Source organism: Vibrio sp. Isolate25 (assembly GCF_022398025.1).
GTDB lineage: Bacteria > Pseudomonadota > Gammaproteobacteria > Enterobacterales > Vibrionaceae > Vibrio > Vibrio coralliilyticus_A.
In genome coordinates this window covers 289,349-315,707 of record NZ_JAKEUT010000002.1, presented here as the reverse complement: position 1 = coordinate 315,707, position 26,359 = coordinate 289,349, and the positions used below count along the sequence as shown (strand labels likewise).

Genomic DNA, 26,359 nt, shown 5'->3' with positions numbered 1-26,359 from the left:
ATTATCGTTAGCACACTCATATTTTCTCCCGTTTTAAAAGTTGACCAACTTAAGGTAAGGCTATGATTTCAGGCATCCTAGCATCTCCAGGTATTGCTATTGGTAAAGCACTACTCCTTCAAGAAGATGAAATTGTCCTAAACACTAACTCGATTACTGACGCTCAAGTCGACGCTGAAGTGGCACGTTTCTTTGACGCGCGTAACAAATCAGCAGCTCAGCTTGAAACCATCAAGCAAAAAGCGCTTGAAACTTTCGGTGAAGAGAAAGAAGCGATCTTCGAAGGTCATATCATGCTTCTTGAAGATGAAGAGCTAGAAGAAGAAATCCTAGCACTGATCAAAAATGACAAGATGCATGCCGATAACGCGATCCACACAGTTATCGAAGAACAGGCAACCGCTCTTGAGTCTCTAGACGACGAATACTTAAAAGAACGTGCAACAGATATCCGTGATATCGGCACGCGCTTTGTGAAAAATGCACTGGGCATTAACATTGTTTCGCTCAGCGACATTGATGAGGAAGTGATCCTAGTCGCTTACGACCTAACACCATCTGAAACAGCACAAATCAACCTTGATTACGTACTTGGTTTTGCTTGTGACATCGGCGGTCGTACTTCTCACACTTCAATCATGGCTCGTTCACTAGAACTTCCTGCTATCGTTGGTACTAACGATATCACTAAGCAAGTTAAGAACGGCGACATGTTGATTCTTGACGCAATGAACAACAAAGTCGTTATCAACCCATCTGAAGCTGAGCTAGCAGAAGCGAAAGCGGTTAAAGCCGCATTCATTGCCGAAAAAGAAGAGCTAGCAAAACTGAAAGACCTCCACGCAGAAACGACTGACGGCCACCGCGTAGAAGTGTGCGGTAACATTGGTACCGTTAAAGACTGTGACGGTATCATTCGCAATGGTGGTGAAGGTGTAGGCCTGTACCGCACTGAATTCCTATTTATGGACCGTGACGCACTACCAACGGAAGAAGAGCAGTACCAAGCATACAAAGATGTTGCGGAAGCTATGAACGGTCAAGCGGTGATAATCCGTACTATGGATATCGGCGGTGACAAAGATCTCCCATATATGGACCTAGGTTGGCGTGCTGTACGTATCAGCTTGGATCGCCGTGAAATTCTACGTGACCAGCTACGTGGTATTCTGCGTGCATCTGCACACGGTAAGCTGCGTATCATGTTCCCAATGATCATCTCTGTTGAAGAAATTCGTGAGCTTAAGACAGCCATCGAAGAGTACAAAGCAGAACTCCGCGCTGAAGGTCATGCCTTCGATGAGAACATCGAAATCGGCGTCATGGTTGAAACACCAGCAGCAGCAGCAATCGCACACCACCTAGCGAAAGAAGTCGCATTCTTCTCTATCGGTACCAACGACCTTACTCAGTACACACTAGCTGTAGACCGTGGTAACGAGATGATTTCTCACTTGTACAACCCTCTATCACCAGCAGTGCTAACAGTCATCAAGCAAGTGATTGACGCTTCTCACGCTGAAGGTAAGTGGACAGGTATGTGTGGCGAGCTAGCAGGAGATGAACGTGCCACGCTCCTACTTCTGGGCATGGGACTTGATGAGTTCTCTATGAGCGGCATCTCTATCCCGAAAGTGAAGAAAGTTATCCGTAACTCTAACTTCGCAGAAGTAAAAGCAATGGCTGAAGAAGCACTTTCTCTACCAACTGCGGCTGAAATTGAAGCGGTTGTAGAAAAATTCATCGCAGAGAAAACTCAATAATTAACTGATACCAATAAGATAGGCGGCTAAAAATAGTCGTCTATCTTGTGAGATTGGTATACTATAATTCGACAGAATTAAATAAAACGTTAGGAGCATGACACAATGGGTCTGTTTGACAAACTTAAGAAGCTAGTATCTGACGACAGCGCTGACGCAGGTGCAATTGAAATCATCGCGCCTCTTTCTGGTGAAATCGTAAACATCGAAGATGTGCCAGATGTCGTTTTTGCTGAGAAAATCGTTGGTGACGGTATTGCTATCAAACCAGCTGGCAGCAAAATGGTAGCTCCTGTAAACGGTACAATCGGTAAGATCTTCGAAACTAACCATGCATTCTCAATTGAGTCTGATGACGGTGTAGAGCTATTTGTTCACTTCGGTATCGACACGGTTGAACTAAAAGGCGAAGGCTTCAAGCGTATTGCTGAAGAAGGTCAGTCTGTTAAAGCTGGTGACACTATCATTGAGTTTGATCTTGCACTTCTTGAAGAAAAAGCAAAATCAACTCTGACTCCTGTTGTTATCTCTAACATGGACGAAATCAAAGAGTTGAACAAACTGTCTGGTTCAGTATCTGTTGGTGAAACACCCGTTCTACGTGTAACTAAGTAATAACCACTTAGCCAAACACAAAAAACGCAGCTCTTCAGCTGCGTTTTTTATTGCCCCGATATAACTTACTTAAGCCCAAGCGCATATTTCAGCACCTGATTTTTCAGTGGTCCCGCATTTTCCGCCAACTTCAAGGCGGCATTACGCGCAAACTTCAATGGCGCTAGATCATTACTAAAGCTCTTATAAAAAAAGTCCATTCCCGATTGCATCAGCAAATTATCTGGACGACGCTTACGTTCATATAACTTTAGCAAGTCATGAGAAAGGTGCTCTTTATCTGCAGTGACTTCAAGCAGGGCTTCTACATCTTTAAAACCTATGTTAACTCCCTGCCCTGCCAGAGGATTAATCGTATGAGCCGCATCCCCTGACAGCACACAACCTAACGAAGAGTAGGATTGTGCGTGTCGTCGAGTTAAAGGGAATGAACCAAACTGGAGTACTTTGATATCACCTAACTCCTCAGGGAAATGAGCTAAAACCTCTTGTCTCAATTGCTCGTTACTCATTGAGCACAACTGCTTGATGCGTTTAGGTGAGTCATACCACACTAGCGAACCTTGATTACCGCACAACGGTAAAAATGAGCGTGGCCCAGAAGGAGTGAATTGCTGCCAAGTAATGTCTTGCTGTGACCGCTCTGTTTCTACATTAATCAACATACAGTGCTGGCGATAGTCCCAAGCGGTCACTCCAATACCAGCAAGCGTTCGAACCTGGGAGTTTGCTCCGTCTGCTCCAACGACCAAGCTGGCATCAAAACACTGACCAGAACTGAGTTTCACCGAACAAGGCTGACCGAATTGAATGTCATCTAAGCGGTCAGGGCAGCAAACTGTAATATTCGAGTACCGTTCAAATTCAGCCCATAAGCCTAACTGGATCAAACGATTTTCGACAATGTAGCCAAGTCGGTCCATATTCAGTGCATCAGCATGAAAACGGGTTCTGCATTCCGGATGCTCCCAAGTCTCCAGCCTACGATAAGGACATACTCGCATCTGTGCTATTGCCTGCCATGCACCCAGTTCTTCTAATATCGATACAGAATGCTCCGAGATTGCAGATACTCTGATATCCATCGGCTGTTCAGGTTCAAATGGCTGGGGAGCACGGCCTTCAACTACAACAACTTGTCGTCCTTGTTTTGCAAAACCGACAGCTATCGCAGCGCCAACCATACCTCCACCGATGATGGCTACATCATATCTGGTCATAACTTGTACTTTATTCTTTGATTATCAGGCTGTTTTTCATTGTACTTTTTCATTATCAAAATGTAACGAAAAACCTCAGCACAGATAAGGTCAAACCCCTTACATAACATAGGATTTAACTGAATGTGTGACAGCACTAGTCAGTGAGTTTTTAAAGCAGTACAATACGCCGCTTACCGCCGAGAGGGCGGCTAAAATATCGTCAGCCACCTTGAAGCTAAAGAGCGGCTGGCATGGTTACACTGGGCGATTTGCTCCCTTAATTTAAACTAACGATCGAGCGAACAACATGAGTAAAAAACTGCTAATTAAAACCTGGGGCTGCCAGATGAACGAATACGATTCATCTAAGATGGCTGATCTACTGAATGCGGCAAACGGCTATGAGCTAACAGAAGAACCAGAAGAAGCAGACGTACTACTACTGAATACCTGTTCTATCCGCGAAAAAGCGCAAGAGAAGGTATTCCACCAGCTAGGTCGTTGGAAAACCCTGAAAGACAAAAAAGAAGGCGTTGTGATCGGTGTGGGTGGCTGTGTCGCCACTCAAGAAGGCGATCACATTCGCGAACGTGCTCCATACGTTGACGTGATCTTTGGCCCTCAGACCTTGCACCGTTTGCCAGAAATGATCAAACAATCGCAAAGCAACGAAGCGCCCGTCATGGACATCTCTTTCCCTGAAATAGAAAAGTTTGACCGCTTACCAGAGCCAAAAGCCGAAGGTGCAACCGCGTTTGTATCTATCATGGAAGGCTGCTCTAAGTACTGTACCTATTGTGTTGTACCCTACACGCGTGGTGAAGAAGTCAGTCGCCCAATGGATGATGTACTCTTCGAAATCGCGCAGCTTGCTGATCAAGGCGTACGTGAAGTAAACCTATTAGGTCAGAACGTAAACGCATACCGTGGCCCAACACATGAAGGCGATATTTGCTCTTTCGCAGAATTACTACGTCTTGTTGCCTCTATTGATGGCATCGATCGTATTCGCTTCACGACTAGCCACCCACTAGAGTTCACTGACGACATCATCGCCGTCTACGAAGATACACCAGAGCTGGTGAGCTTCCTGCACCTACCAGTACAAAGTGGTAGTGACCGCATTCTAACCATGATGAAGCGTCCACACACCGCGATTGAATACAAGTCGATCATTCGCAAGCTTCGTAAAGCGCGCCCAGATATCCAAATCAGTTCGGACTTTATTGTTGGCTTCCCTGGTGAAACCGACATGGATCACCAAGCGACGATGAAGCTCATCAAAGACGTCGATTTCGACATGAGCTTTAGCTTTATCTTCTCTCCTCGCCCGGGTACACCAGCAGCTGATTACCCATGCGATCTTTCAGAGCAAACCAAGAAAGAGCGTCTTTACGAGCTGCAACAAACCGTCAACGCACAAGCAATGCGTTACTCTCGTCTAATGCTAGGTACTGAGCAGCGCGTTCTTGTTGAAGGGCCTTCGAAAAAGAACCTAATGGAGCTGCGAGCACGTACAGAGAATAACCGCGTGGTTAACTTTGAAGGCAACGCAGACCTAATTGGGCAATTTGTCGATGTCAAAATTACCGATGTTTTTGCTAACTCACTGCGTGGTGAAATTGTTCGCACCGAGAAAGAAATGGACCTGCGAACTGTCATTTCTCCAACTCAAATGATGGCGAAAACCAAACGCGAAGATGAGCTAGGTGTAGCAACCTTTACGCCTTAAGTTTGAAATTAGCTTGAATTTACCCGACTCTGATACCATCTTAGAGAAAGGTATATAAAGTCACTAAAAGCCCGGTCTAAATCGGGCTTTTTTAGAGTGACAAACAATGAGAGGCAACTTTGAGCAATAAAATTGTGACTCTAGAGATCGATCTAGAACCTTCAGACAACCGCCGCCTTGCTAGCCTTTGCGGTCCTTTCGATGATAATATCAAGCACTTAGAACGCCGTTTAGGTGTTGAGATCAGCTACCGAGGCAATTTCTTTACCATTGTAGGTAAACCTCATACCGCTGCTGCTGCTCTTGAAATCATCAAGACACTTTACATCAACACCGCACCTGTACGCGGTAATATTCCAGATATTGAGCCAGAAGAAATCCATCTGGCGATCAAAGAAACTGGCGTTCTCGAGCAAGATACCGAATCTAACATCGAGCATGGCAAAGAGGTCTTTATCAAGACCAAAAAAGGCGTGATAAAACCGCGTACACCAAACCAGGCTCAGTATCTGGTCAATATGGTCACGCATGACATCTCTTTCGGTATTGGCCCAGCCGGTACAGGTAAGACATATCTTGCGGTTGCGGCAGCCGTAGATGCTCTAGAGCGTCAAGAGATTCGTCGTATTCTGCTAACACGTCCTGCTGTTGAAGCGGGTGAAAAACTGGGTTTTCTCCCTGGTGACTTAAGCCAAAAAGTCGATCCGTATCTACGCCCACTCTATGACGCGCTGTTCGAAATGCTCGGCTTTGAAAAAGTCGAGAAGTTGATTGAACGCAATGTCATTGAAGTAGCACCACTGGCTTATATGCGCGGTCGTACGTTGAATGATGCTTTCATTATTCTCGATGAAAGTCAGAACACTACTGTTGAACAGATGAAGATGTTCCTGACTCGTATCGGTTTTAATTCACGCGCAGTCATTACGGGTGACGTCACTCAAATCGACTTGCCACGTGGAGCAAAATCAGGCCTTCGCCACGCCATTGAAGTGCTTAACGAGGTGGATGAAATAAGCTTTAATTTCTTCCAATCTGACGATGTCGTTCGACACCCAGTGGTTGCACGTATCGTCAATGCCTATGAGAAGTGGGAAGCGCAAGATCAGAAAGAGCGTAAAGAGTATGAGAAGCGACGTCGTGAAGAGCGTGAAGCAAAACTTCAGGAAGCGCCAACGGCTCAGCCTACCGTCACTCCGGAGACGAAACCTTCATGAGCATCGAACTAGATCTTCAATTAGCAGTCGAAGATGAAAAAGACCTACCAAGCTTTGAAGATGTTCATCTCTGGTTAAGCTCTACTGTGACAAAGTTTCAGCCTCAAGCCGAAGTCACCGTTCGTATTGTCGATGAGCAAGAAAGCCACCAGTTAAACCATGATTATCGTGGTAAAGATAAGCCAACCAATGTGTTGTCTTTTCCATTTGAAGCCCCTCCGGGTATTGAGATGGACTTACTGGGTGACCTTATCATCTGTAAACAAGTGGTGGAGCAAGAAGCTGCTCAGCAATCTAAGCCCTTAATGGCACACTGGGCGCATATGGTTGTACATGGTAGCCTGCATCTGCTAGGTTATGATCATATTGAGGATGACGAAGCCGAAGAGATGGAGTCCCTCGAAACAGAAATCATGCTAGATATGGGGTTTGAAGACCCATACATAGCTGAAAAAGAGTCACCTTAGGGTCACTCGCATGTGAGGGTTTGAGAGTTCATTATTTACCTCTCTCATGCCCTCAACGTGAGCTATCACACTTCTGATAGCGTTACTTAATTGAGAAACAATGAACGAAGACAATTCGCCCTCTTCTCTAGAAGGTAAAAAAGAAAAATCTGAAGGTCCGAGTAGAAAGTCCTTCTTCGGACGCCTAGGTCAACTATTTCAAGGCGAACCTAAAGATCGCCAGGAGCTTGTGGAAGTATTCCGCGACTCAGAAGAAAATGACCTGATAGACCATGACACCCGGGACATGCTTGAAGGCGTTATGGAAATCGCAGAAATGCGCGTGCGAGATATTATGATCCCACGCTCTCAAATGGTTACCGTTGATCGTAGCGACGACTTAGACGCTCTGGTTAACCTGATTACTGACGCGCAACACTCGCGCTACCCTGTCATCAGTGAAGACAAAGACCATGTTGAAGGCATCCTGTTAGCGAAGGACTTACTTAAATATTTAGGCTCAGACAGCGCTCCATTTGATATTGAGCAAGTGATTCGCCCCGCGGTCGTTGTTCCTGAAAGTAAACGAGTAGATCGTCTACTAAAAGAGTTCCGTGAGGAACGTTATCACATGTCAATTGTCGTAGATGAGTTCGGTGGTGTTTCTGGTCTTGTGACTATCGAAGATATTCTCGAAGAAATCGTTGGAGACATCGAAGATGAGTTCGATGACGAAGAAGAGCTCGATATCCGTAAACTCAGCAAACACACCTACGCAGTAAAAGCCCTGACAACCATTGAAGAGTTTAACGAAACCTTTCATACCTCCTTCAGTGATGAAGAAGTGGATACCGTTGGCGGCATGGTAATGACAGCGTTCGGCCATCTCCCTTCACGTGGTGAAGTGGTGGAGATCGAAAACTATAGCTTTAAAGTTACCTCTGCGGATAACCGCCGGGTGTTGCAACTTCAAGTGACAATACCTGACGAAGAGCCTCTTCCGGAACCAGCTGAAGAGTAACGCTAATTTCCCCAAGTTGGGGGTATTCAGAAGTATTACGATGATAAAAACACTTTTTCATCGCCTAAAACGGCCGCTTGCGGCCGTTTTTGTTGGCGCTCTCACCACTTTGGCTTTTGCTCCTTACCAATTGTGGCCATTGGCCTTGCTAAGCCCTGTAATATTATTAGCTTTAATTCATAACCAATCACCTAAGCGTGCTCTTTGGGTCGGTTATGCTTGGGGAATCGGCCAATTTGCCACCGGTATCAGTTGGGTTCATATCAGTATTGATAACTTTGGTGGCATGCCTAAGATAGCCAGCGTTTTCTTAATGGCACTCCTGATTGGCTACCTGTCACTTTATTCTGGGCTGTTTACTTGGAGCCTGAACCGATTTTTCCCCAAATCGAATCGAACACGATTTCTTCTCGCAGCCCCAGCGATTTGGTTAATCTGTGACTGGCTGCGCGGCTGGGTTATGACAGGGTTTCCATGGCTTTGGCTTGGTTACAGTCAAATTGAAAGCCCATTAGCCAACTTTGCTCCTATTGGTGGTGTAGAACTACTAACAATACTCTTAGTCATTAGTGCTGGTAGCATCGTGTATGCTGCTCATCACAAACAATGGCTACATCTACTTATCCCTGCAGTCATTTTTGCGACTGGTTACGGACTAAAGTCGGCAAACTGGGTCACCCTTAATCCAGATAGCACCACTAAGATCGCACTGATACAAGGCAATGTAGATCAAGCGAAAAAATGGCTACCGCAGGAACGCTGGCCAACCATCATGAAATACACGGATCTCACTCGTGAAAACTGGGACGCAGATATCATCATCTGGCCAGAAGCGGCTATTCCGGCTTTTGAGTTCGAAATTTCTTCGTACCTGAGCAACTTAGATTCAGCAGCCAGAATGAATAACAGTGCCGTTATTACAGGCGTGGTGAACCAAGGAGAAGACCGCCAGTTTTACAATAGTATTCTCACGGTTGGTCAAACTCCTTACGGTGACTACAGCTTTGATATGACTGAACGCTACCATAAGCACCACCTGTTGCCTTTTGGTGAGTTTGTACCTTTTGAAGATATCCTCAGACCATTAGCACCGCTGTTTAATTTACCTATGTCTTCTTTCAGTCGTGGAGACTTCATCCAACCAAACATAGATGCTAATGGCAAACAGATGGCTCCCGCCCTCTGTTACGAGATTATTTTCAATGAACAGGTGCGTGAAAATGTCACTGAGGATACTGACTTTATTTTAACCTTATCTAATGATGCATGGTTTGGTAGATCAATCGGTCCTCTGCAGCACATGGAAATTGCTCGAATGAGAGCACTTGAATTGGGTAAACCTGTCATTCGTTCAACAAACAACGGAGTGACCGCAGTGACCGACTACAAAGGTAGAATCACAGCACAAGTCCCCCAATTCAATACTGAGGTACTGCGTACAGAGGTTATCTCGACAAATGGTCAGACACCCTACCGAGTATTTGGTACTTGGCCTTTGTATATCTGGGTAATGCTCAGTTTAATAATCGGTTGGCGATTGAAAGATTAAACAAGAAAACGTTAAGGGCTGGTCATATTGACCAGCCCTTAAGCCATTCGATAAGCCATTCTACTCATATAGCTTTGCTAAGCACTGACTTAGGGTTTTAAAGCTTGGCGACTAAATGCTTTGCTGCCACATTTGGTACACGGAATGATGACCGTCGGATGGTTATATTGAGTTTTATGCCCACAATCGTCACACACTAGAACGCCAAGACCAATCACTTCACCAGCCTGATAAAGTCCTTGATGCTCAAGATCAGCAAATAACTCTACCCACTCAACTTTAGTACGATCAGTGATTTCCAATAACCCTTGCCAAATAGAATCGGCGACCATCAGATAAAAAGGTCCACTCTTAGACTCTTCATAGCTATCCGCAAATTCCTTTAAATCTGATTTCACGTAGGCGGACACCAGTGCCAGCTCATCTTTGGTCAAATCATTGGCCGCTTCTACCACCTTTTCTGAGGTTTCAAAAACGTGCTTGACCTCATCGGGACTGTGTTTGAGTGCTTCCACCACATCATCAAACATTTCCTCATAACCTGCTTTACGTTTTGGCATAGTAACCTCCTTCTAACCGCTCAGAAGAATTGAGCTCTGTAGACTATTGTTGTGCTCCTCTCCTTTAGGTATTCTATGACGATCTATTTATGTCTGTTCGAACTGAACTCACAATTTCCAAGATAACCGGATATCATCGATGCAAGAGCAATATAACCCGCAAGATATTGAACGAAAAGTTCAAAAGCACTGGGATGACAACAAAACCTTTGTTGTAAGTGAAGACCCAAACAAAGAAAAATTCTACTGTCTCTCTATGTTCCCTTACCCAAGTGGTCGACTGCACATGGGTCACGTGCGTAACTATACTATCGGTGATGTAGTCTCTCGTTTCCAGCGCCTACAAGGCAAAAACGTCATGCAACCAATCGGTTGGGATGCATTTGGTCTACCTGCGGAAAACGCTGCTGTTAAGAACAACACAGCTCCCGCACCTTGGACGTACGAAAACATCGAATACATGAAAAACCAGCTTAAGCTTCTTGGCTTTGGTTACGACTGGAACCGTGAATTCGCAACATGTACACCTGAGTACTACCGTTGGGAACAAGAATTCTTCACTAAGCTCTACAATAAAGGCCTAGTTTACAAGAAGACTTCATCAGTTAACTGGTGTCCAAACGACCAAACCGTACTTGCTAACGAGCAGGTTGAAGACGGCTGCTGCTGGCGCTGTGATACTCCAGTCGAGCAAAAAGAAATTCCTCAGTGGTTCATCAAGATCACAGAGTACGCGCAAGAACTACTTGACGACCTAGACAAACTTGAAGGTTGGCCTGAAATGGTTAAGACCATGCAGCGTAACTGGATCGGTCGCTCTGAAGGTGTGGAACTCAAGTTTGAAGTTAAGGGTCAGCAAGACCTAGAAGTTTACACAACGCGTCCAGACACACTAATGGGTGTGACTTACGTAGGTATCGCAGCAGGTCACCCTCTAGCTGCAATCGCAGCTGAGAACAACCCTGAGCTTGCTGCATTTATCGAAGAGTGTAAGAACAACAAAGTAGCGGAAGCTGAGCTTGCGACAATGGAGAAGAAAGGTATGGCAACTGGCCTTACTGCTATTCACCCATTGAACGGTCGTGAAGTACCAATTTACGTGGCTAACTTCGTACTGATGGACTACGGTACAGGTGCTGTAATGGCCGTACCTGCACACGACCAACGTGACTACGAGTTCGCGACTAAATACGGTCTAGATATCGTACCTGTGATCAAGCCTGCTGACGGCAGCGAGCTAGACATCTCTGAAGCAGCATACACAGAGAAAGGTGTACTGTTCGATTCAGGTGAATTCGACGGCCTAGAGTTCCAAGCGGCGTTCGATGCAATCGCAGCCAAGCTAGAAGCAGAAGGCAAAGGCACTAAGACAGTTAACTTCCGTCTACGTGACTGGGGTGTATCTCGCCAACGTTACTGGGGCGCGCCCATCCCAATGGTAACAACTGAAGACGGTGAAGTTCACCCAGTACCAGCTGACCAACTACCAGTAATCCTTCCAGAGGACGTGGTAATGGACGGCGTAACGAGCCCAATCAAAGCCGACAAAGAGTGGGCAAAAACAACATTCAACGGTGAACCAGCTCTACGTGAGACAGATACGTTCGACACGTTCATGGAATCTTCTTGGTACTACGCGCGTTACTGTTCACCACAAGCTGACGACATCCTAGATCCAGAAAAAGCAAACTACTGGCTGCCAGTAGACCAGTACATCGGTGGTATCGAGCACGCTTGTATGCACCTACTGTACTCACGCTTCTTCCACAAGCTTCTACGTGATGCAGGTTACGTAACGTCTGACGAACCGTTTAAGCAACTACTGTGTCAAGGCATGGTTCTAGCGGATGCGTTCTACCACGAGAACGACAAAGGTGGTAAAGAGTGGGTTGCACCAACTGACGTAGCTGTAGAGCGCGACGGTAAAGGTCGTATCACTTCCGCTAAAGACAGCGAAGGTCGTGACGTAACGCACTCAGGCATGATCAAAATGTCTAAGTCGAAAAACAACGGTATCGACCCTCAAGAGATGGTAGATAAGTACGGTGCAGACACAGTGCGTCTATTCATGATGTTTGCATCACCTGCAGACATGACACTTGAATGGCAAGAGTCTGGCGTAGAAGGTGCTAACCGCTTCCTAAAACGTGTTTGGAAGCTTGTTAACGAGCACGCATCGAAAGGCGCTGCAGAAGCTGTTGATGCATCAGCACTGTCTGGCGACCAAAAAGCACTTCGTCGTGACGTTCACAAGACTATCGCTAAAGTGACTGACGATATCGCTCGTCGTCAAACGTTCAACACAGCAATCGCTGCGATCATGGAACTGATGAACAAGCTAGCGAAAGCACCTCAAGAATCAGCTCAAGATCGCGCCATTCTTGATGAAGCACTACAAGCTGTTGTTGTAATGCTTTACCCAATCACTCCGCACATCTCATTCGAAATGTGGGCAGCTCTGGGTCAAGAAGATATCGACAACGCAGCATGGCCAACTTTTGATGAAAAAGCACTGGTTGAAGACGAGAAGCTAATCATCGTTCAGGTTAACGGTAAGCTACGTGCAAAACTAACAGTACCAGCGGACATCTCTAAAGAAGATATCGAAGCGCTTGGTCTAAACGATGAGAACGTGACTAAGTTCACTGAAGGCAAAACCGTACGTAAAGTTATCTACGTACCAGGTAAGCTGCTTAACATTGTTGCAAACTAAGAAAGTGTTGCGAACTAATCGCAAATAAATAAGTCTTATGCAGGGTATTCATTATAGTACCCTGCTTTATTTACCTCAGTGTATTCAATGAGTAGCCTGAGATAAGTATCCCAATAATCGAGAAACATCCACTAATGCGCCTATTTTCAATATCTACTTTAAAGCTAGCCAGTGTTGTTCTTACTGCGAGCCTACTTTCTGCCTGTGGTTTCCACCTTCGTGGTGATTACTCTATCCCAGATGAACTTGAGACCATGTCGCTAACCAGTTATGACCAATACAGCAACTTTACTCGAATGATGAAAGGTCAGTTGCGCATGAGTGAAATTGAAGTCGTTCCACCAGCAGATAATATTCCCAACCTCCATTTAATCGGTGAAGGCGTTGGTGAACGCACCTTATCACTTTACCAAAACACGCGTGCAGCCGAGAAAGAGCTAACATTTCGTGCTTCTTACCGTGTAACCATTCCAGAGTTGGGTGAAAAAACCTTTTCTACCAGCGTCACTCGCAGCTACTTGGATAACCCACTCACCGCTCTGGCAAAGTCAGTGGAACGGGATATGATTGAAGACGAAATGCGCAAACTGGCCGCATCGCAAATTATTCGTCAGATGGCACGATTAAAAGCCGATATAGAAGCCAATGAGCTTGAAATGGAAGAACAGGACATTCAGTTAAAGGCCGATGAAGAGCAATACCGCGTAAGGACCTACTTTTCAGATGAGTTCGCAACGCCTTCTGACAACAACTCTAACCTTCAGTAGAGCACCCAATGCGAATCTTCGCTGATCGACTGGTGGAGCAATTGAATAAGCAGCTCCACCCAGCTTATCTTGTATTTGGTAATGAGCCTCTGCTACTACAAGAATCTCGTCAGTCCATTCAAAAAGCCGCTTACACTCAGGGCTTTGAAGAACGACACCGATTCGCAGTAGACAATAGCTTTGATTGGAACTTAGTGTATGACAGTTGCCAAGCATTAAGCCTATTTTCATCACGTCAATTGATTGAGCTAGAACTTCCTGAATCGGGGGTAAACGCGGCGATTGCCAAAGAGCTAGTAGGCATTTCAGAGATGTTACATAACGACATCATATTAGTCGTAATTGGCACTAAACTCACTAAAGCTCAGGAAAATGCTAAATGGTTTAAAGCCCTGTCCTCTCGCGGCTGTTGGGTAAACTGCCTCACCCCAGACCTCAACCGTCTGCCCCAGTTTGTTCAGTCACGCTGCAGAGCACTGAACCTAAACCCAGATGCTGAAGCAGTTCAGATGTTGGCTCAGTGGCATGAAGGCAATTTATTCGCTTTAACTCAAAGCTTAGAGAAACTGGCTCTACTCTACCCAGATGGTCAGTTAAACCTAATTCGGTTGGAAGAATCTCTAAGCCGACACAATCATTTCACTGCCTTCCACTGGACTGATGCTTTACTCGCAGGTAAAGCAAACCGTGCTCAGCGCGTACTTCGTCAATTAGAAGCAGAGGGTACTGAAGCTGTTATTTTAATCAGAACTATCCAAAAAGAACTCACGCAACTCTTGGCGATGCAACAAGCCCTTCAGTCTCAATCAATCGGGCAAGTTTTTGAGCGCTTTAGAATTTGGCAATCCAAAAAACCACTGTACTCAGCGGCGTTGAATCGGCTAACTCAAGCCAAGCTATCCCAGTTGATTCAGTTAATTGCCAAAGCGGAAATAATTTCTAAAACTCAATATGACGCTTCCAGCTGGCCACTATTACACCAGTTAAGTACTGAGATGTGCTTGCCGCAAGTGAAGCTGTAAAAAGCGTGATATACTACGCCGCTTTGATTTGCGCCTAAAATGAATAATGAGGAGATAACCTTGCAACTTGAAGAACTGAACGATTTTCTAGTAGATAAAGCCGATGATATGAAAGCACAAGATATTAAAACTCTTGATGTTCAAGGCAAGTCCAGTATCACGGACTACATGATAATCTGCACAGGCACTTCAAAACGTCACGTAGCGTCAATTGCTGAACATGTGGCAAAAGAATCTAAGCTTGCTGGGATAGTTCCTCTAGGCATTGACGGCGAAGATGAAGGGGAGTGGGTCGTATTGGACATGGGAACAACAATTCTTCATGTTATGCAGGAAGAGCAACGTGAGCTTTATCAGCTAGAGAAACTCTGGAGCTAAATTAATGAAGCTTCAGTTGATCGCTGTCGGCACTAAAATGCCCAAGTGGGTGGAAGAAGGCTTCCAAGAATACAAGCGCCGATTTCCTCATGACATGCCACTAGAGCTTGTTGAAATTCCAGCCGGGAAACGAGGAAAAAATGCCGACATTGCAAGAATTTTGCAAAAAGAAGGCGAGGCTATGCTGGCTGCAGTGCCAAAAGGTAATCGAATTGTTACCCTAGATATTCCTGGCAAAAAGTGGGATACCCCACAATTGGCTCAGCAGCTAGAGAACTGGAAACTTGATGGTCGTGATGTTTCGATCTTAATCGGTGGTCCGGAAGGACTGGCCCCAGCCTGTAAAGCAGCGGCTGACCAAAGTTGGTCGCTGTCCGCTTTAACGTTACCACATCCTCTGGTTCGCATCGTTATGGCAGAAAGTCTGTATCGAGCTTGGAGCATTACTGCAAACCACCCATACCACCGAGAATAATCAATTCATGTTACGAAAGCGCACCCGAATAAGGGATTACCAAGAAGAGGCACGACTGTTTAAAAGTCGTGCTATTGTCGCTTTCATTGGTATCGTTGCTATGGTTGGCCTATTAGTCGCCAACCTGTACAACATCCAAATCAATCAATATCAGGACTATAAAACTCGTTCAAATGACAACCGGATTAAAGTGGTTCCAATCGCCCCAAACCGCGGATTGATTTACGACAGAAACGGTACTCTGCTTGCCGAGAACCGCCCGGTTTTCAACTTGGAGATCACACCAGAAAAAATCGAAGACATGGAAGGGACTATTGCTCGCCTTCAAAAATACATTGAGATCACCCCCGAACAAATAGAACGTTTTGAGCGAGAGCGACGCCAAACTCGCCGTTTTAAATCAGTCCCACTGTTGACCCAGCTCACACAAGAGCAAGTCGCCAAGTTTTCCGTCAATCAGCACAAGTTTCCTGGCGTAGCAGTGAACGCCAGTTTAAAACGTCACTACCCTTATGGTGAAGTTCTGACTCATGTCATCGGTTACGTCTCGCGCATAAACGATCGTGATATGCAGCGCCTGATAAGAGAAGAAAAAGACGCGAACTACCAAGCCACTCGTGATATCGGTAAGCTCGGCATTGAACGCTATTATGAAGACCTTCTTCATGGTACTGCGGGCTATCAAGAAGTTGAAGTTAACAGCCGCGGGCGGATAATCCGTACCCTAAAATACATTCCGCCAGTCCCGGGAAAAGATATCGTTCTCAACCTGGATATCGATCTACAACTTTACATTCATGAATTACTGGCTGAGCGCCGTGGTAGTGTCGTCGTTCTCGATCCAAAAGACAATGGTGTTTTGGCCATGGTATCGAGCCCAAGCTATGATCCCAACGCCTTCGTCCATGGCATTTCAGGAAAAGCCTATAGCGCTCTGCTCAATGATAAAAACCGCCCTTTAGTTAACCGCGCAACACTGGGTATTTATCCACCCGCCTCGACAATTAAGCCATTTATGGCTGTTGCTGCTCTACAAGAAGGCGTTATAACACCGTACACAACACGCAACGATCCAGGCTATTGGAAAATTCCTAACTCAAAAACTAGGCCTTTCCGAGATTGGCTACGCTGGGGACACGGTCGTGTGAACATCGTTAAATCCATCGAAGAGTCAGTGGATACCTTCTTCTATCAAATAGCCTACGATATGGGCATAGATCGCATCTCCAATTGGATGATGATGTTTGGCTTTGGTGAAAAGACAGGAATCGATATATACGAAGAAAGCAAAGCAAACATGCCTACTCGAGAATGGAAGATGGCTCGACACCGTGAGCCTTGGTATCAGGGTGATACGATTCCGGTTGGTATCGGACAAGGCTATTGGACCGCGACACCAATACAAATAGCGAAGGCAACTTCAGTATTGGTCAATCGAGGCAAAGTTATCGCTCCTCACTTACTGCGTTCAACCATAGAAAATGGCCAGCAGTTTGATAAACAAGTACTCTCGGAGGTTGAAACATACCCTCCTATCACTGGGGTGAAAGAAAAATTCTGGGATCTCTCCATTGAGGGGATGAGACTGGTCAACCACGGTAAGAAAGGAACCGTACGCCGAGCATTCTACAACACCAAATATGTAAGTGGAGGCAAATCTGGGACAGCACAAGTATTCGGTCTTGCTGAGGACGAGGAGTACAACGCAGATGAAATCGCAGAGCACTTACGTGACCATGCGCTATTTACTGGCTTTGCGCCACTCGACGATCCAAAACTAATTGTGACCCTGGTATTAGAAAATGCCGGCGGTGGCTCATCACAAGGCGGCCCAGTCGCAAGACGTATCTTCGACCATGTATTAGTAAAAGATAAAGAGGCAGAACAATAATGGACTTTGATCCAGCTACGGGGCAAAACCGAGCGCTGTTTGAGCGCTTTCATATCGATTTGCCTCTGTTACTCGGTATTCTTGTCTTAATGGGCTTTGGCCTAGTAGTCATGTACAGTGCGAGTGGTCAAAGTCTGGCCATGATGGACCGCCAAGCTATGCGAATGGGCTTATCCCTAGGTGTTATGGTCATTCTTGCGCAAATTCCTCCTCGAACATACGAAACTTTGGCACCGCTTATGTTTATGGTCGGGGTTTTACTGTTGTTCGGCGTACTATTCTTTGGTGAAGCTTCCAAAGGTGCCCAGCGATGGCTCAATCTGGGCTTTGTCCGCTTTCAACCCTCCGAGTTGCTTAAGCTCGCGGTGCCTCTGATGGTGGCCCGATTTATTGGTAAACGCTCACTGCCACCAACCTTCCAGACTCTCGTACTGTCTTTAGTCATGGTCTTTGTTCCCACTATCCTCATTGCTAAACAGCCAGATTTGGGCACTTCGATTCTGATTGCAGCGTCAGGTATATTTGTTATCTTTCTTGCAGGGATCAGCTGGAGAATCATCTTCGCCGCAGCGTGTGGCCTTGGTGCTTTTTTACCGATTCTCTGGTTCTTCCTTATGCGTGAGTATCAGAAAGTCAGAGTAAGAACGCTGTTTAACCCAGAGTCAGATCCTCTTGGCGCTGGTTACCACATTATTCAAAGTAAAATAGCGATTGGCTCAGGTGGCATATCAGGCAAAGGCTGGCTACAAGGTACCCAATCCCAATTAGAGTTTTTACCAGAGCGCCACACTGACTTTATTTTTGCTGTGATCGCTGAAGAGTGGGGATTAATTGGTATCCTAATTTTACTTAGTCTGTATCTGTTTATTATTGGTCGAGGGTTAGTGTTAGCCAGTAAAGCACAAACCGCTTTTGGTAGAATGATGGCTGGCAGTATTGTTCTAAGCTTCTTTGTCTACGTTTTTGTTAATATCGGCATGGTTAGTGGCATTCTGCCTGTTGTTGGTGTTCCACTCCCCCTCATTAGTTATGGTGGAACATCAATGGTTACTCTTATGGCCGGCTTTGGCATACTTATGTCGATTCACACTCACAGAAATGCATTCTCGAAGGCAACCTAAATGACCCTAAATACTCCTTTGCTTGGCATACTATGCGCTGTAATCCTGTTAGCGGGTTGCTCATCAACGCCTTCTCAGCGATACACGATCGATGATGACATCGCCCCAGATTCACCGATTTCTGTTGATCACATAGAAGATGCTAATCCTCAGTACGAACCTTATAGCTTGGGCGGTAATAGTGACTACACACTGCGTGGAGAGAAATACAAAATTATCAGAGAGCCTCAAGGCTTCACCCAAGAAGGGATGGCATCTTGGTACGGCAAAAAATTTCACGGTCACCTAACGTCTAACGGCGAAGTGTACGATATGTATTCTATGTCGGCGGCGCACAAAACCCTACCTATTCCCAGTTATGTTAAAGTCACTAACAAAGACAATGGTAAAACGGCCATTGTGCGCGTCAATGATCGCGGACCTTTTCATGAGGGTCGAATCATAGACCTCAGTTTTGCCGCAGCGACCAAGCTGGATGTGATTCGTACGGGAACCGCAAATGTTGCCATCGAGGTCATCTCAGTAGGTAAACCCACGGAAGCTCACAAACAAAAAGCACTGCCTAAGTTCGTTGTTCAGGTGGCTTCATCACAACACGAAGACAGAGTGCGAACTTTAGCACAAGATTTAAGTCAAACACTTTCAGTCAAAAGTTATGTCAATTCGGATAAAAACATTCATCGAGTGTTTCTAGGTCCATTTGATGACTATATGCTGACACAAAAAGCATTAGAACAAGTCAAGCTGATGGGCTATTCAAGTGCTTTTATAAAATCCCAGTAGTCCTCAATCCAGTGTGGGGCAAGCCTTACACTGGTTTGAGCGATTGTTTCTGTTAAGATATGGACAGTTAATATAAACCTGTAGTCAATATGAAAAAAACAACGCTAATTAAATCCGTTTTTGCGTCTTCTATTGCGCTTTCTGCAACTTTCGCATCCACTTCATTTGCCGCTCCGATTGTTGTACCGGATGCCCCCCAAATCGCCGCAAAAGGCTACGTTTTGATGGATTATCATTCAGGTAAGATCCTGGCTGAAAAAGAGATGAACACCAAATTGTCTCCAGCCAGTCTGACCAAAATGATGACCAGTTATGTCATTGGTCAAGAATTGGAACGCGGTAATATTTCACTTCAGGATGATGTGACGATCAGTAAGAATGCATGGGCAAAGAACTTCCCTGATTCTTCCAAAATGTTTATTGAGGTTGGCACCACAGTCAAAGTGGAAGAGCTCAACCGAGGTATCATTGTTCAGTCCGGTAATGACGCCTGTGTAGCGATGGCTGAGCACATTGCTGGCTCAGAAGACGCTTTCGTAGATCTGATGAATGCTTGGGCTAATACCCTAGGTATGAAAGATACGCACTTTGCTAACGTCCACGGCCTAGATAACTCGAATCTATACTCAACGCCTTATGACATGGCACTGTTAGGTCAAGCTTTGATCCGTGACGTGCCTGATGAGTACCGTATCTACTCCGAGAAGAAATACACTTACAACGGTATCACACAATATAACCGCAATGGCTTACTGTGGGATAAGAGCATGAACGTTGATGGTATAAAAACCGGCCATACAAGTAATGCGGGATATAGCTTAGTTAGCTCTGCAACAGAAGGTAAAATGCGTCTTGTTGCGGTCGTGATGGGAACCAAAAGCGCCAATGCACGTAAATCTGAAAGTAAGAAATTGCTAAGCTACGGTTTCCGATTCTTTGAAACCGTTGCCCCACACAAAGCCGGTGAAACCTTCGTCGAAGAAAAAATCTGGATGGGTGACAAAGACACTGTTGCGCTAGGCCTCGACCAAGACACATATGTTACCCTTCCTCGCGGAGAAGCGAAGAATCTTCAAGCAAGCTTCGTGCTTGAAAAAGAACTTGAAGCCCCCATTAAAAAAGGTGACGTAGTTGGTAAGCTATACTATCAACTAGAAGGCGAAGATGTTGCTGAGTACCCACTTCTTGCTCTTGAAGACGTAGAAGAAGGTAGCCTATTCAGCCGTCTGTGGGATTACATTGTGATGCTGATTAAGAGCTTCCTATAATCCAGAACACATATTCATCAAAAGCCGCTTCACGCGGCTTTTTTTATTCTCGCTAGCTCAAATCGCGAGAATGTTGAGATTTAGATTCAATGGCAGTACTATTCCGCGCTGCTTACATGACATTCAACTTGGAGTTTCAAAATGTTGACTATCAACTCAGATGCAAAACTGAAAGACCTGCTTGAGTTCCCTTGTTCGTTTACCTACAAGGTAATGGGCTACGCCAAGCCTGAACTGCCAGAGAAGGTTCTTGAAGTGATCCAGCGCCACGCTCCAGGTGACTATAGCCCTAGCGTGAAACCAAGTGCCAAAGGCAACTACCATTCGGTATCTATTACCATTACAGCGACGTCAATTGAACAAGTCGAAACGCTGTATAAAGAGCTGGGTGAAATCGACATTGTACGCATGGTTCTATAATTTTATTTGATAAAATAAAATTAATTTGAAAGCAGCGAAAGCTGCTTTCTTTTTAAATATCATATAGATAATAATCCTGCATATTTCCAAGGGTTAAAAATGTGTAACTGGTATATAGTTCAATGACCAGAACCAGTTTATAATCCCAAGACTTTATTTACTGACTATAGGATCAGGAATGCAAAACCAGCTTGTTGTGAAGCGTCTGGGTAGGCAAGATTACGAACCTATCTGGCAAGCCATGCACGACTTCACAGATCACCGTACTGAGGAAACCTGTGATGAAGTATGGCTAGTCGAGCACAACCCTGTCTTTACACAAGGGCAAGCAGGTAAAGAAGAGCATTTGATCAATACCGGTGATATCCCTGTTGTCCAAAGCGATAGAGGGGGTCAGGTGACCTATCACGGTCCCGGTCAATTGGTGGCTTACTTCCTGATAAATTTACGTCGTAAAAAGATCGGGGTCAGAGAGCTTGTAACTCATATAGAGAACCTAGTGATCAACACCCTTAAAAATTACAATATAGAGTCGGCGGCACGACCAGATGCACCAGGCGTCTATGTTGATGGTAAAAAGATCTGCTCTTTGGGGCTGAGAATCCGTAAAGGATGCTCATTTCATGGTTTAGCATTGAACGTAAATATGGATTTATCACCGTTTTTGCGTATCAATCCATGTGGCTATGCCGGAATGGAGATGGTTCAGATGAGCCAGCTTGGTGGACCGGATGATCTTACCCAGGTTGAAGCGACATTAGTCGATGAACTTGTAGCTTTGCTTGGTTACGAGCAAGTTGAATTCAGCACAGAAGCCTCTCCTACGCGATGAGAAGCAAAGAGAAGTAAAGATAGCATGAGTAAACCAATCCAAATGGAAAAAGGCGTTAAATACCGCGACGCCGACAAGATGGCACTGATCCCAGTTAAGAACATGCCAACTGAGCAAAAAGAAATCCTGCGTAAGCCTGATTGGATGAAGATCAAGCTACCTGCTGATAGCCAACGTATCCAAGATATTAAGTCAGCGATGCGTAAGAATAACCTCCACTCGGTGTGTGAGGAAGCGTCTTGCCCTAACTTAGCAGAATGCTTCAACCACGGTACCGCCACTTTTATGATTCTTGGTGCTATCTGTACTCGTCGCTGCCCTTTCTGTGATGTCGCTCATGGACGCCCAGTTGCTCCTGAAGCCGATGAACCGCAAAAACTGGCGCAAACCATTTCAGATATGAAACTGAAATATGTGGTTATTACCTCAGTTGACCGTGATGATCTTCGTGACGGTGGAGCAAAACACTTCGCTGATTGTAACCGTGAGATACGTGCCAAAAATCCAAACATCCGTATCGAGACTCTAGTCCCAGATTTCCGCGGCCGTATGGATGTCGCGCTTGAATTAATGAAAGACAACCCACCAGATGTCTTCAACCATAACTTGGAAACGGCACCTCGTCTGTACCGCAAAGCTCGTCCAGGCGCCAATTACAAATGGTCGCTACAGCTGCTTAAGAAATTCAAAGAACAGCATCCGGATGTACCGACTAAATCAGGCTTGATGATGGGTCTAGGTGAAACTAAAGAAGAAATCGTTGAAGTTCTTAAAGATCTTCGCGAGCACGGTGTGACTATGCTGACTCTAGGTCAGTACTTAGCACCAAGTCGTCACCATCTCCCCGTTGAACGTTATGTGCCGCCTTCAGAATTTGATGAGTTAAAAGAAATTGCTCTGGAACTGGGCTTCACTCACGCGGCATGTGGCCCATTTGTTCGCTCTTCATACCATGCTGACCTACAAGCACAAGGTGTCGAAGTAAGCTAAATATCACTTTAATTAGTCGTAAGGGTTGGCAAAATAAGTCAGCCCTTTTTTGTTTCGTTTCTTGAATGAGACACAACTCTTCTATAGGCTTAGCTCTAACGACATAAAAAAGTACATCTCCAAGGAATTATTATGAAAAGACTAGGTTTTGTTGCTGTTGCTCTCGCCGCGCTAACAGCAGGTTGTGCGTCTAACACACAGCAGGACAATTTCCGCGAAGCTTCTTTTGAGCTGTGTAATACAGAGGTTGAACTTTACTCTGTCAGTGACGATGGCCGCGTACGTATCGTATGTGCTGACGGCTCTAAGTTTGCTCTAACCAGCGAAGCAACGCTTGAGACTATGCGTGACATCAACATCGATTACTGTGATGGTGAAGGTCTTGGCAAGTTCAGCGAAAGCCGCAAGTACTACTCATTCAAGTGTAAGTCAGGTACGCTACTGAGCATTTCAAAATAGGCTCAAGCTAGAATCAAAAAAGGTTGATGATTTGTTTTCATCAACCTTTTTCATTTCAACGGCAAGAGCTCCACTATTTGAACGTTCTTACCGACAATACCTTACCATTGCTTCCCCCCATGCTGGTCACTTCGACTTCTAACGAGTTCATCGAAATAATGCCGTCTGTTGAACAGATAACAAAAACATACGCACAGGAAAACTTATCTTCGAAAGGCATCGGAATCCGGTTCCAATAAAACTCACTCGCTTTCGCATCGGTGCGGAATTTTCGATAATCCGCTGGTGCCGTTGAACCGCTTTGCTTTGCAATATGTGCAGCAAAAACTCGGTTTTGCTCTTTATCTACACCAACAGCCATTTCACAACCACTAAACGGCCCAGACGCTAACCAACCTATGCCACTGCCTGTGTAACGCCCTACCACAGCTTTGGTTTCAGCGTATGGTACCCAAACACCAGCATCAACGGAGGAATCATCTCGCGTCAAAACTACTTTGCCATCACGCTGAATTAAGGTCACACCATACTGCTTTTCCAAATAGCCAGTCTCGCTGTTTTCCGGTTGACACGTGAGACGCATATCCATTTCAATATTTTTGCCGACCAAAGCGGTCAGGTTTTCTTTCGTTGGACGCATTCAACTCTTCCTTATGAATAGCCAATTAAAACTAAGTATATAGATTTAAACTCAATACCAATCAATCACAGATATAAAACATTGTGATTATGTTGCGGTTTTTAATTATCACTCATTGAGTGACCAGCATGATAAGGGAAGTGAAGGAGTAACTGGTTTATCCAGTTGGTTTGCTTAGGGAAAGAATCAGAAAGTAAAAAAAACCTCCCAGCGGGAGGTTTTAAAAGTGACAATGATTCGCGCAGTGAGATTAAGCGTAAACCGGTAGGCGCTTACAGATTTCAAGCACTTTCGCTTTCGTTGCTTGGATAACCTCTTCGCTGCCGATGTTATCAAGAACGTCACACATCCAGTTCGCTAGTTCTTTAGCATCTTCTTCAGTGAAACCACGACGAGTGATGGCTGGAGAACCTACACGGATACCAGAAGTCACGAACGGGCTACGTGGATCGTTTGGCACTGAGTTCTTGTTTACCGTGATGTTTGCTGCACCAAGTGCTGCATCAGCATCTTTACCTGTGATGTCTTTGTCGATGAGGTCAACTAGGAACAGGTGGTTCTCTGTACCGTTAGAAACGATCTTGTAACCACGCTCTTGGAACTGGGCAACCATCGCTTTAGCGTTCTTCACTACGCGCGCTTGGTACGCTTTGAATTCCGGCTCCATTGCTTCTTTGAACGCTACCGCTTTACCTGCGATAACATGCATCAGAGGACCACCCTGACCACCAGGGAATACCGCGGAGTTCAACTTCTTGTACATCTCTTCGCCAGCATTAGACAGGATTAGACCACCACGTGGGCCCGCTAGTGTCTTGTGCGTTGTTGTTGTCACTACGTGAGCGTGAGGGACTGGCGTTGGGTATTCGCCTGCTGCGATTAGACCAGCAACGTGCGCCATGTCTACGAACAGGTACGCGCCTGCTTTGTCTGCAATTTCACGCATGCGAGCCCAGTCAACGATTTGAGAGTAAGCCGAGAAGCCGCCGATGATCATCTTAGGCTTGTGCTCTAGAGCAAGCTGCTCCATCTCGTCGTAGTTGATTTGACCCGCTTCGTCGATACCGTAAGGAATCACGTTGTAGTGTTTACCAGAGAAGTTTACTGGTGAGCCATGAGTCAAGTGACCACCATGCGCTAGGCTCATACCTAGAACAGTATCACCTGGGTTTAGCAATGCCATGTAAACAGCGCTGTTTGCTTGTGAGCCAGAGTGAGGTTGAACGTTCGCGTACTCACAGCCGAATAGCTGACATGCACGATCAATTGCCAAAGCTTCCGCTTTATCAACGTATTCACAACCACCGTAGTAACGCTTGCCAGGGTAGCCTTCAGCGTATTTGTTTGTTAGCTGAGAACCTTGAGCTTCCATTACACGTGGGCTCGTGTAGTTTTCTGAAGCAATTAGTTCAATGTGTTCTTCCTGGCGAAGAGTTTCTTCTTGGATTGCTGCGAACAGTTCCGCATCGTAATCTGCGATGTTCATATCACGCTTTAGCATCTGTATCTCCTGACTCAGATTTAAACTGAAATTTGCAAAAAACCTACTAATGACCCTATTAATCTACGCAAATTGACTCACGCAAACGTTTGCATCACGTTAATAGCGCGCATTCTACATAATTTGATCTTGGCCATAAAGAGAAACTTTTACTTTTTCTCATGCAGATTCTTCATGTGGTTCTACGAGGATTGTCATATTGTCACCTTTCTAAATCGTATAAATATGAAAAGTGTCAATTTTTCCCTTTACACCCCGTAAAACGATAATTACATAGGTTTACCTTAAATTTGCTTCTCAAGCTACCGAAAACCTCATTTTTTAAATAGTATGCGCGCCATTATCTACTGTAAAAGTTTCAAATTGATGGAAAAACACTCACGCAAAGAAGATTGGATGGCTATTTTAACCGGAACATTTCTGGTCGCTCAGGGCGTTTTCTTCCTCCAATCTGCAGATCTGTTAACCGGAGGCACCACTGGTTTAGCGTTGCTTATGAGCCAGTTTGTGTCACTTTCCTTCGGTACGCTTTACTTTTTGGCCAATAGTCCTTTTTATTTACTCGCGTGGAAGCGTTTTGGCTCACGATTTGCCTTTAACAGTGCTATTTCTGGTGCCTTAGTCTCTGTATTTGCAGACCACCTATATCTGGTCGTCAGCCTTGAAACGGTCAACGTTGTGTATTGTGCGGTTGCCGGAGGGTTACTGATGGGTTTGGGTATGCTTATCCTGTTCCGGCATCGCTCAAGTCTCGGAGGTTTCAACGTACTTTGCCTGTTTATTCAGGATAAATTCGGTATCTCAGTGGGTAAATCCCAACTAGCCATCGATTGTTGCATCTTGTTCGCATCATTCTTCTTTGTCTCTCCAGAAGTCATTGGGTTATCTATTTTGGGCGCTATCCTGCTCAATGTTGTGTTAGCCATGAACCACAAGCCAACCCGTTATTCGGTCAATTACGGTTGAGAACCACTAGATGAAGAAAAGCCCGCGA

The 26,359-nt window shown here is 45.3% G+C and carries 25 protein-coding genes; 21 read left to right on the top strand and 4 right to left on the bottom strand.

What is annotated here, in order from left to right:
• Nucleotides 1-62: 62 nt before the first annotated feature.
• Nucleotides 63-1,763: a phosphoenolpyruvate-protein phosphotransferase PtsI gene (ptsI, locus tag L1D15_RS08140; protein WP_239875266.1), complete on the top strand. Its 1,701-nt coding sequence runs from the start codon at nucleotides 63-65 to the stop codon at nucleotides 1,761-1,763.
• Between the two features lie 105 nt (nucleotides 1,764-1,868).
• Nucleotides 1,869-2,378: a PTS glucose transporter subunit IIA gene (crr, locus tag L1D15_RS08135; RefSeq protein ID WP_239838340.1), complete on the top strand. Its 510-nt coding sequence runs from the start codon at nucleotides 1,869-1,871 to the stop codon at nucleotides 2,376-2,378.
• Nucleotides 2,379-2,443: 65 nt separating this feature from the next.
• Here the strand turns inward: crr and L1D15_RS08130 are convergent, their stop codons facing one another.
• On the bottom strand, nucleotides 2,444-3,598 hold the full coding sequence (locus L1D15_RS08130) for a 2-octaprenyl-3-methyl-6-methoxy-1,4-benzoquinol hydroxylase (RefSeq protein WP_239875265.1): 1,155 nt from the start codon (nucleotides 3,596-3,598) through the stop codon (nucleotides 2,444-2,446).
• Nucleotides 3,599-3,887: 289 nt separating this feature from the next.
• Here L1D15_RS08130 and miaB point away from each other — a divergent pair, with 289 nt between their 5' ends.
• From miaB to lnt, 5 genes are all read left to right on the top strand, one after another.
• Nucleotides 3,888-5,312, top strand: coding sequence for a tRNA (N6-isopentenyl adenosine(37)-C2)-methylthiotransferase MiaB (gene miaB / locus L1D15_RS08125; RefSeq protein WP_239875264.1), 1,425 nt, complete (start codon nucleotides 3,888-3,890; stop codon nucleotides 5,310-5,312).
• Nucleotides 5,313-5,431: 119 nt separating this feature from the next.
• Nucleotides 5,432-6,529, top strand: a complete 1,098-nt coding sequence (locus L1D15_RS08120; RefSeq protein ID WP_239875263.1) for a PhoH family protein — start codon at nucleotides 5,432-5,434, stop codon at nucleotides 6,527-6,529.
• Nucleotides 6,526-6,996, top strand: a complete 471-nt coding sequence (gene ybeY / locus L1D15_RS08115) for an rRNA maturation RNase YbeY (RefSeq protein WP_239875262.1) — start codon at nucleotides 6,526-6,528, stop codon at nucleotides 6,994-6,996. The genes L1D15_RS08120 and ybeY overlap by 4 nt, the downstream gene beginning before the upstream one ends.
• A gap of 100 nt (nucleotides 6,997-7,096) precedes the next feature.
• A complete protein-coding gene (gene corC / locus L1D15_RS08110; RefSeq protein ID WP_239838345.1) occupies nucleotides 7,097-7,996 on the top strand; it encodes a CNNM family magnesium/cobalt transport protein CorC in 900 nt (299 codons plus the stop codon).
• Between the two features lie 40 nt (nucleotides 7,997-8,036).
• Entirely contained in the window at nucleotides 8,037-9,545 is a 1,509-nt protein-coding gene (lnt, locus tag L1D15_RS08105; RefSeq protein ID WP_239875261.1) for an apolipoprotein N-acyltransferase, read from the top strand.
• An 89-nt stretch (nucleotides 9,546-9,634) separates the two neighbouring features.
• Here the strand turns inward: lnt and L1D15_RS08100 are convergent, their stop codons facing one another.
• Entirely contained in the window at nucleotides 9,635-10,105 is a 471-nt protein-coding gene (locus L1D15_RS08100) for a zinc ribbon-containing protein (RefSeq protein WP_239838347.1), read from the bottom strand.
• A gap of 139 nt (nucleotides 10,106-10,244) precedes the next feature.
• Here L1D15_RS08100 and leuS point away from each other — a divergent pair, with 139 nt between their 5' ends.
• From leuS to L1D15_RS08035, 13 genes are all read left to right on the top strand, one after another.
• The gene (gene leuS, locus L1D15_RS08095) at nucleotides 10,245-12,818 is read left to right on the top strand and encodes a leucine--tRNA ligase (RefSeq protein ID WP_239875260.1); all 2,574 of its coding nucleotides are present in this window, start codon (nucleotides 10,245-10,247) and stop codon (nucleotides 12,816-12,818) included.
• A 134-nt stretch (nucleotides 12,819-12,952) separates the two neighbouring features.
• On the top strand, nucleotides 12,953-13,585 hold the full coding sequence (gene lptE / locus L1D15_RS08090) for an LPS assembly lipoprotein LptE (RefSeq protein ID WP_239864947.1): 633 nt from the start codon (nucleotides 12,953-12,955) through the stop codon (nucleotides 13,583-13,585).
• An 8-nt stretch (nucleotides 13,586-13,593) separates the two neighbouring features.
• On the top strand, nucleotides 13,594-14,607 hold the full coding sequence (holA, locus tag L1D15_RS08085; protein WP_239875259.1) for a DNA polymerase III subunit delta: 1,014 nt from the start codon (nucleotides 13,594-13,596) through the stop codon (nucleotides 14,605-14,607).
• Nucleotides 14,608-14,667: 60 nt separating this feature from the next.
• Nucleotides 14,668-14,985 (top strand): ribosome silencing factor, encoded by a 318-nt coding sequence (gene rsfS / locus L1D15_RS08080; RefSeq protein ID WP_239838351.1) that lies wholly within the window; start codon nucleotides 14,668-14,670, stop codon nucleotides 14,983-14,985.
• Nucleotides 14,986-14,989: 4 nt separating this feature from the next.
• Entirely contained in the window at nucleotides 14,990-15,460 is a 471-nt protein-coding gene (rlmH, locus tag L1D15_RS08075; protein ID WP_239875258.1) for a 23S rRNA (pseudouridine(1915)-N(3))-methyltransferase RlmH, read from the top strand.
• A 7-nt stretch (nucleotides 15,461-15,467) separates the two neighbouring features.
• Nucleotides 15,468-17,351, top strand: a complete 1,884-nt coding sequence (gene mrdA, locus L1D15_RS08070; protein ID WP_239875257.1) for a penicillin-binding protein 2 — start codon at nucleotides 15,468-15,470, stop codon at nucleotides 17,349-17,351.
• Nucleotides 17,351-18,472 (top strand): rod shape-determining protein RodA, encoded by a 1,122-nt coding sequence (gene rodA, locus L1D15_RS08065; protein WP_239864955.1) that lies wholly within the window; start codon nucleotides 17,351-17,353, stop codon nucleotides 18,470-18,472. The genes mrdA and rodA overlap by 1 nt, the downstream gene beginning before the upstream one ends.
• Nucleotides 18,473-19,255 (top strand): septal ring lytic transglycosylase RlpA family protein, encoded by a 783-nt coding sequence (locus tag L1D15_RS08060; protein WP_239838355.1) that lies wholly within the window; start codon nucleotides 18,473-18,475, stop codon nucleotides 19,253-19,255.
• Between the two features lie 89 nt (nucleotides 19,256-19,344).
• Nucleotides 19,345-20,523: a serine hydrolase gene (locus tag L1D15_RS08055; protein ID WP_239838356.1), complete on the top strand. Its 1,179-nt coding sequence runs from the start codon at nucleotides 19,345-19,347 to the stop codon at nucleotides 20,521-20,523.
• Nucleotides 20,524-20,664: 141 nt separating this feature from the next.
• Nucleotides 20,665-20,943 carry a DUF493 family protein YbeD gene (gene ybeD, locus L1D15_RS08050; protein ID WP_114786547.1) on the top strand — a complete coding sequence of 93 codons (279 nt, stop codon included), beginning with the start codon at nucleotides 20,665-20,667 and terminating at the stop codon, nucleotides 20,941-20,943.
• Between the two features lie 178 nt (nucleotides 20,944-21,121).
• A complete protein-coding gene (gene lipB, locus L1D15_RS08045) occupies nucleotides 21,122-21,775 on the top strand; it encodes a lipoyl(octanoyl) transferase LipB (protein WP_239838357.1) in 654 nt (217 codons plus the stop codon).
• A gap of 24 nt (nucleotides 21,776-21,799) precedes the next feature.
• A complete protein-coding gene (lipA, locus tag L1D15_RS08040) occupies nucleotides 21,800-22,765 on the top strand; it encodes a lipoyl synthase (RefSeq protein WP_239875256.1) in 966 nt (321 codons plus the stop codon).
• 132 nt (nucleotides 22,766-22,897) lie between these two features.
• Entirely contained in the window at nucleotides 22,898-23,224 is a 327-nt protein-coding gene (locus tag L1D15_RS08035) for a hypothetical protein (protein ID WP_239838359.1), read from the top strand.
• A 73-nt stretch (nucleotides 23,225-23,297) separates the two neighbouring features.
• Here L1D15_RS08035 and L1D15_RS08030 read toward each other — a convergent pair whose 3' ends face one another.
• Nucleotides 23,298-23,864 carry a hypothetical protein gene (locus L1D15_RS08030; RefSeq protein WP_239864959.1) on the bottom strand — a complete coding sequence of 189 codons (567 nt, stop codon included), beginning with the start codon at nucleotides 23,862-23,864 and terminating at the stop codon, nucleotides 23,298-23,300.
• A 250-nt stretch (nucleotides 23,865-24,114) separates the two neighbouring features.
• Nucleotides 24,115-25,365: a serine hydroxymethyltransferase gene (glyA, locus tag L1D15_RS08025; protein WP_239838361.1), complete on the bottom strand. Its 1,251-nt coding sequence runs from the start codon at nucleotides 25,363-25,365 to the stop codon at nucleotides 24,115-24,117.
• A 366-nt stretch (nucleotides 25,366-25,731) separates the two neighbouring features.
• Here glyA and L1D15_RS08020 point away from each other — a divergent pair, with 366 nt between their 5' ends.
• A complete protein-coding gene (locus tag L1D15_RS08020) occupies nucleotides 25,732-26,331 on the top strand; it encodes a YitT family protein (RefSeq protein ID WP_239875255.1) in 600 nt (199 codons plus the stop codon).
• Nucleotides 26,332-26,359 lie beyond the last annotated feature (28 nt).

Coding starts and splice junctions, on each gene's coding strand:
- rlmH (WP_239875258.1), top strand. CDS start 14,990: ATGAAGCTTCAGTTGATCGCTGTCGGCACTAAAATGCCCAAGTGGGTG.
- miaB (WP_239875264.1), top strand. CDS start 3,888: ATGAGTAAAAAACTGCTAATTAAAACCTGGGGCTGCCAGATGAACGAA.
- holA (WP_239875259.1), top strand. CDS start 13,594: ATGCGAATCTTCGCTGATCGACTGGTGGAGCAATTGAATAAGCAGCTC.
- lptE (WP_239864947.1), top strand. CDS start 12,953: ATGCGCCTATTTTCAATATCTACTTTAAAGCTAGCCAGTGTTGTTCTT.
- L1D15_RS08100 (WP_239838347.1), bottom strand. CDS start 10,105: ATGCCAAAACGTAAAGCAGGTTATGAGGAAATGTTTGATGATGTGGTG.
- lnt (WP_239875261.1), top strand. CDS start 8,037: ATGATAAAAACACTTTTTCATCGCCTAAAACGGCCGCTTGCGGCCGTT.
- ybeD (WP_114786547.1), top strand. CDS start 20,665: ATGTTGACTATCAACTCAGATGCAAAACTGAAAGACCTGCTTGAGTTC.
- L1D15_RS08030 (WP_239864959.1), bottom strand. CDS start 23,864: ATGCGTCCAACGAAAGAAAACCTGACCGCTTTGGTCGGCAAAAATATT.
- L1D15_RS08055 (WP_239838356.1), top strand. CDS start 19,345: ATGAAAAAAACAACGCTAATTAAATCCGTTTTTGCGTCTTCTATTGCG.
- L1D15_RS08020 (WP_239875255.1), top strand. CDS start 25,732: ATGGAAAAACACTCACGCAAAGAAGATTGGATGGCTATTTTAACCGGA.
- glyA (WP_239838361.1), bottom strand. CDS start 25,365: ATGCTAAAGCGTGATATGAACATCGCAGATTACGATGCGGAACTGTTC.
- L1D15_RS08130 (WP_239875265.1), bottom strand. CDS start 3,598: ATGACCAGATATGATGTAGCCATCATCGGTGGAGGTATGGTTGGCGCT.
- ptsI (WP_239875266.1), top strand. CDS start 63: ATGATTTCAGGCATCCTAGCATCTCCAGGTATTGCTATTGGTAAAGCA.
- L1D15_RS08060 (WP_239838355.1), top strand. CDS start 18,473: ATGACCCTAAATACTCCTTTGCTTGGCATACTATGCGCTGTAATCCTG.
- ybeY (WP_239875262.1), top strand. CDS start 6,526: ATGAGCATCGAACTAGATCTTCAATTAGCAGTCGAAGATGAAAAAGAC.
- lipA (WP_239875256.1), top strand. CDS start 21,800: ATGAGTAAACCAATCCAAATGGAAAAAGGCGTTAAATACCGCGACGCC.
- leuS (WP_239875260.1), top strand. CDS start 10,245: ATGCAAGAGCAATATAACCCGCAAGATATTGAACGAAAAGTTCAAAAG.
- crr (WP_239838340.1), top strand. CDS start 1,869: ATGGGTCTGTTTGACAAACTTAAGAAGCTAGTATCTGACGACAGCGCT.
- lipB (WP_239838357.1), top strand. CDS start 21,122: ATGCAAAACCAGCTTGTTGTGAAGCGTCTGGGTAGGCAAGATTACGAA.
- L1D15_RS08035 (WP_239838359.1), top strand. CDS start 22,898: ATGAAAAGACTAGGTTTTGTTGCTGTTGCTCTCGCCGCGCTAACAGCA.
- mrdA (WP_239875257.1), top strand. CDS start 15,468: ATGTTACGAAAGCGCACCCGAATAAGGGATTACCAAGAAGAGGCACGA.
- corC (WP_239838345.1), top strand. CDS start 7,097: ATGAACGAAGACAATTCGCCCTCTTCTCTAGAAGGTAAAAAAGAAAAA.
- rodA (WP_239864955.1), top strand. CDS start 17,351: ATGGACTTTGATCCAGCTACGGGGCAAAACCGAGCGCTGTTTGAGCGC.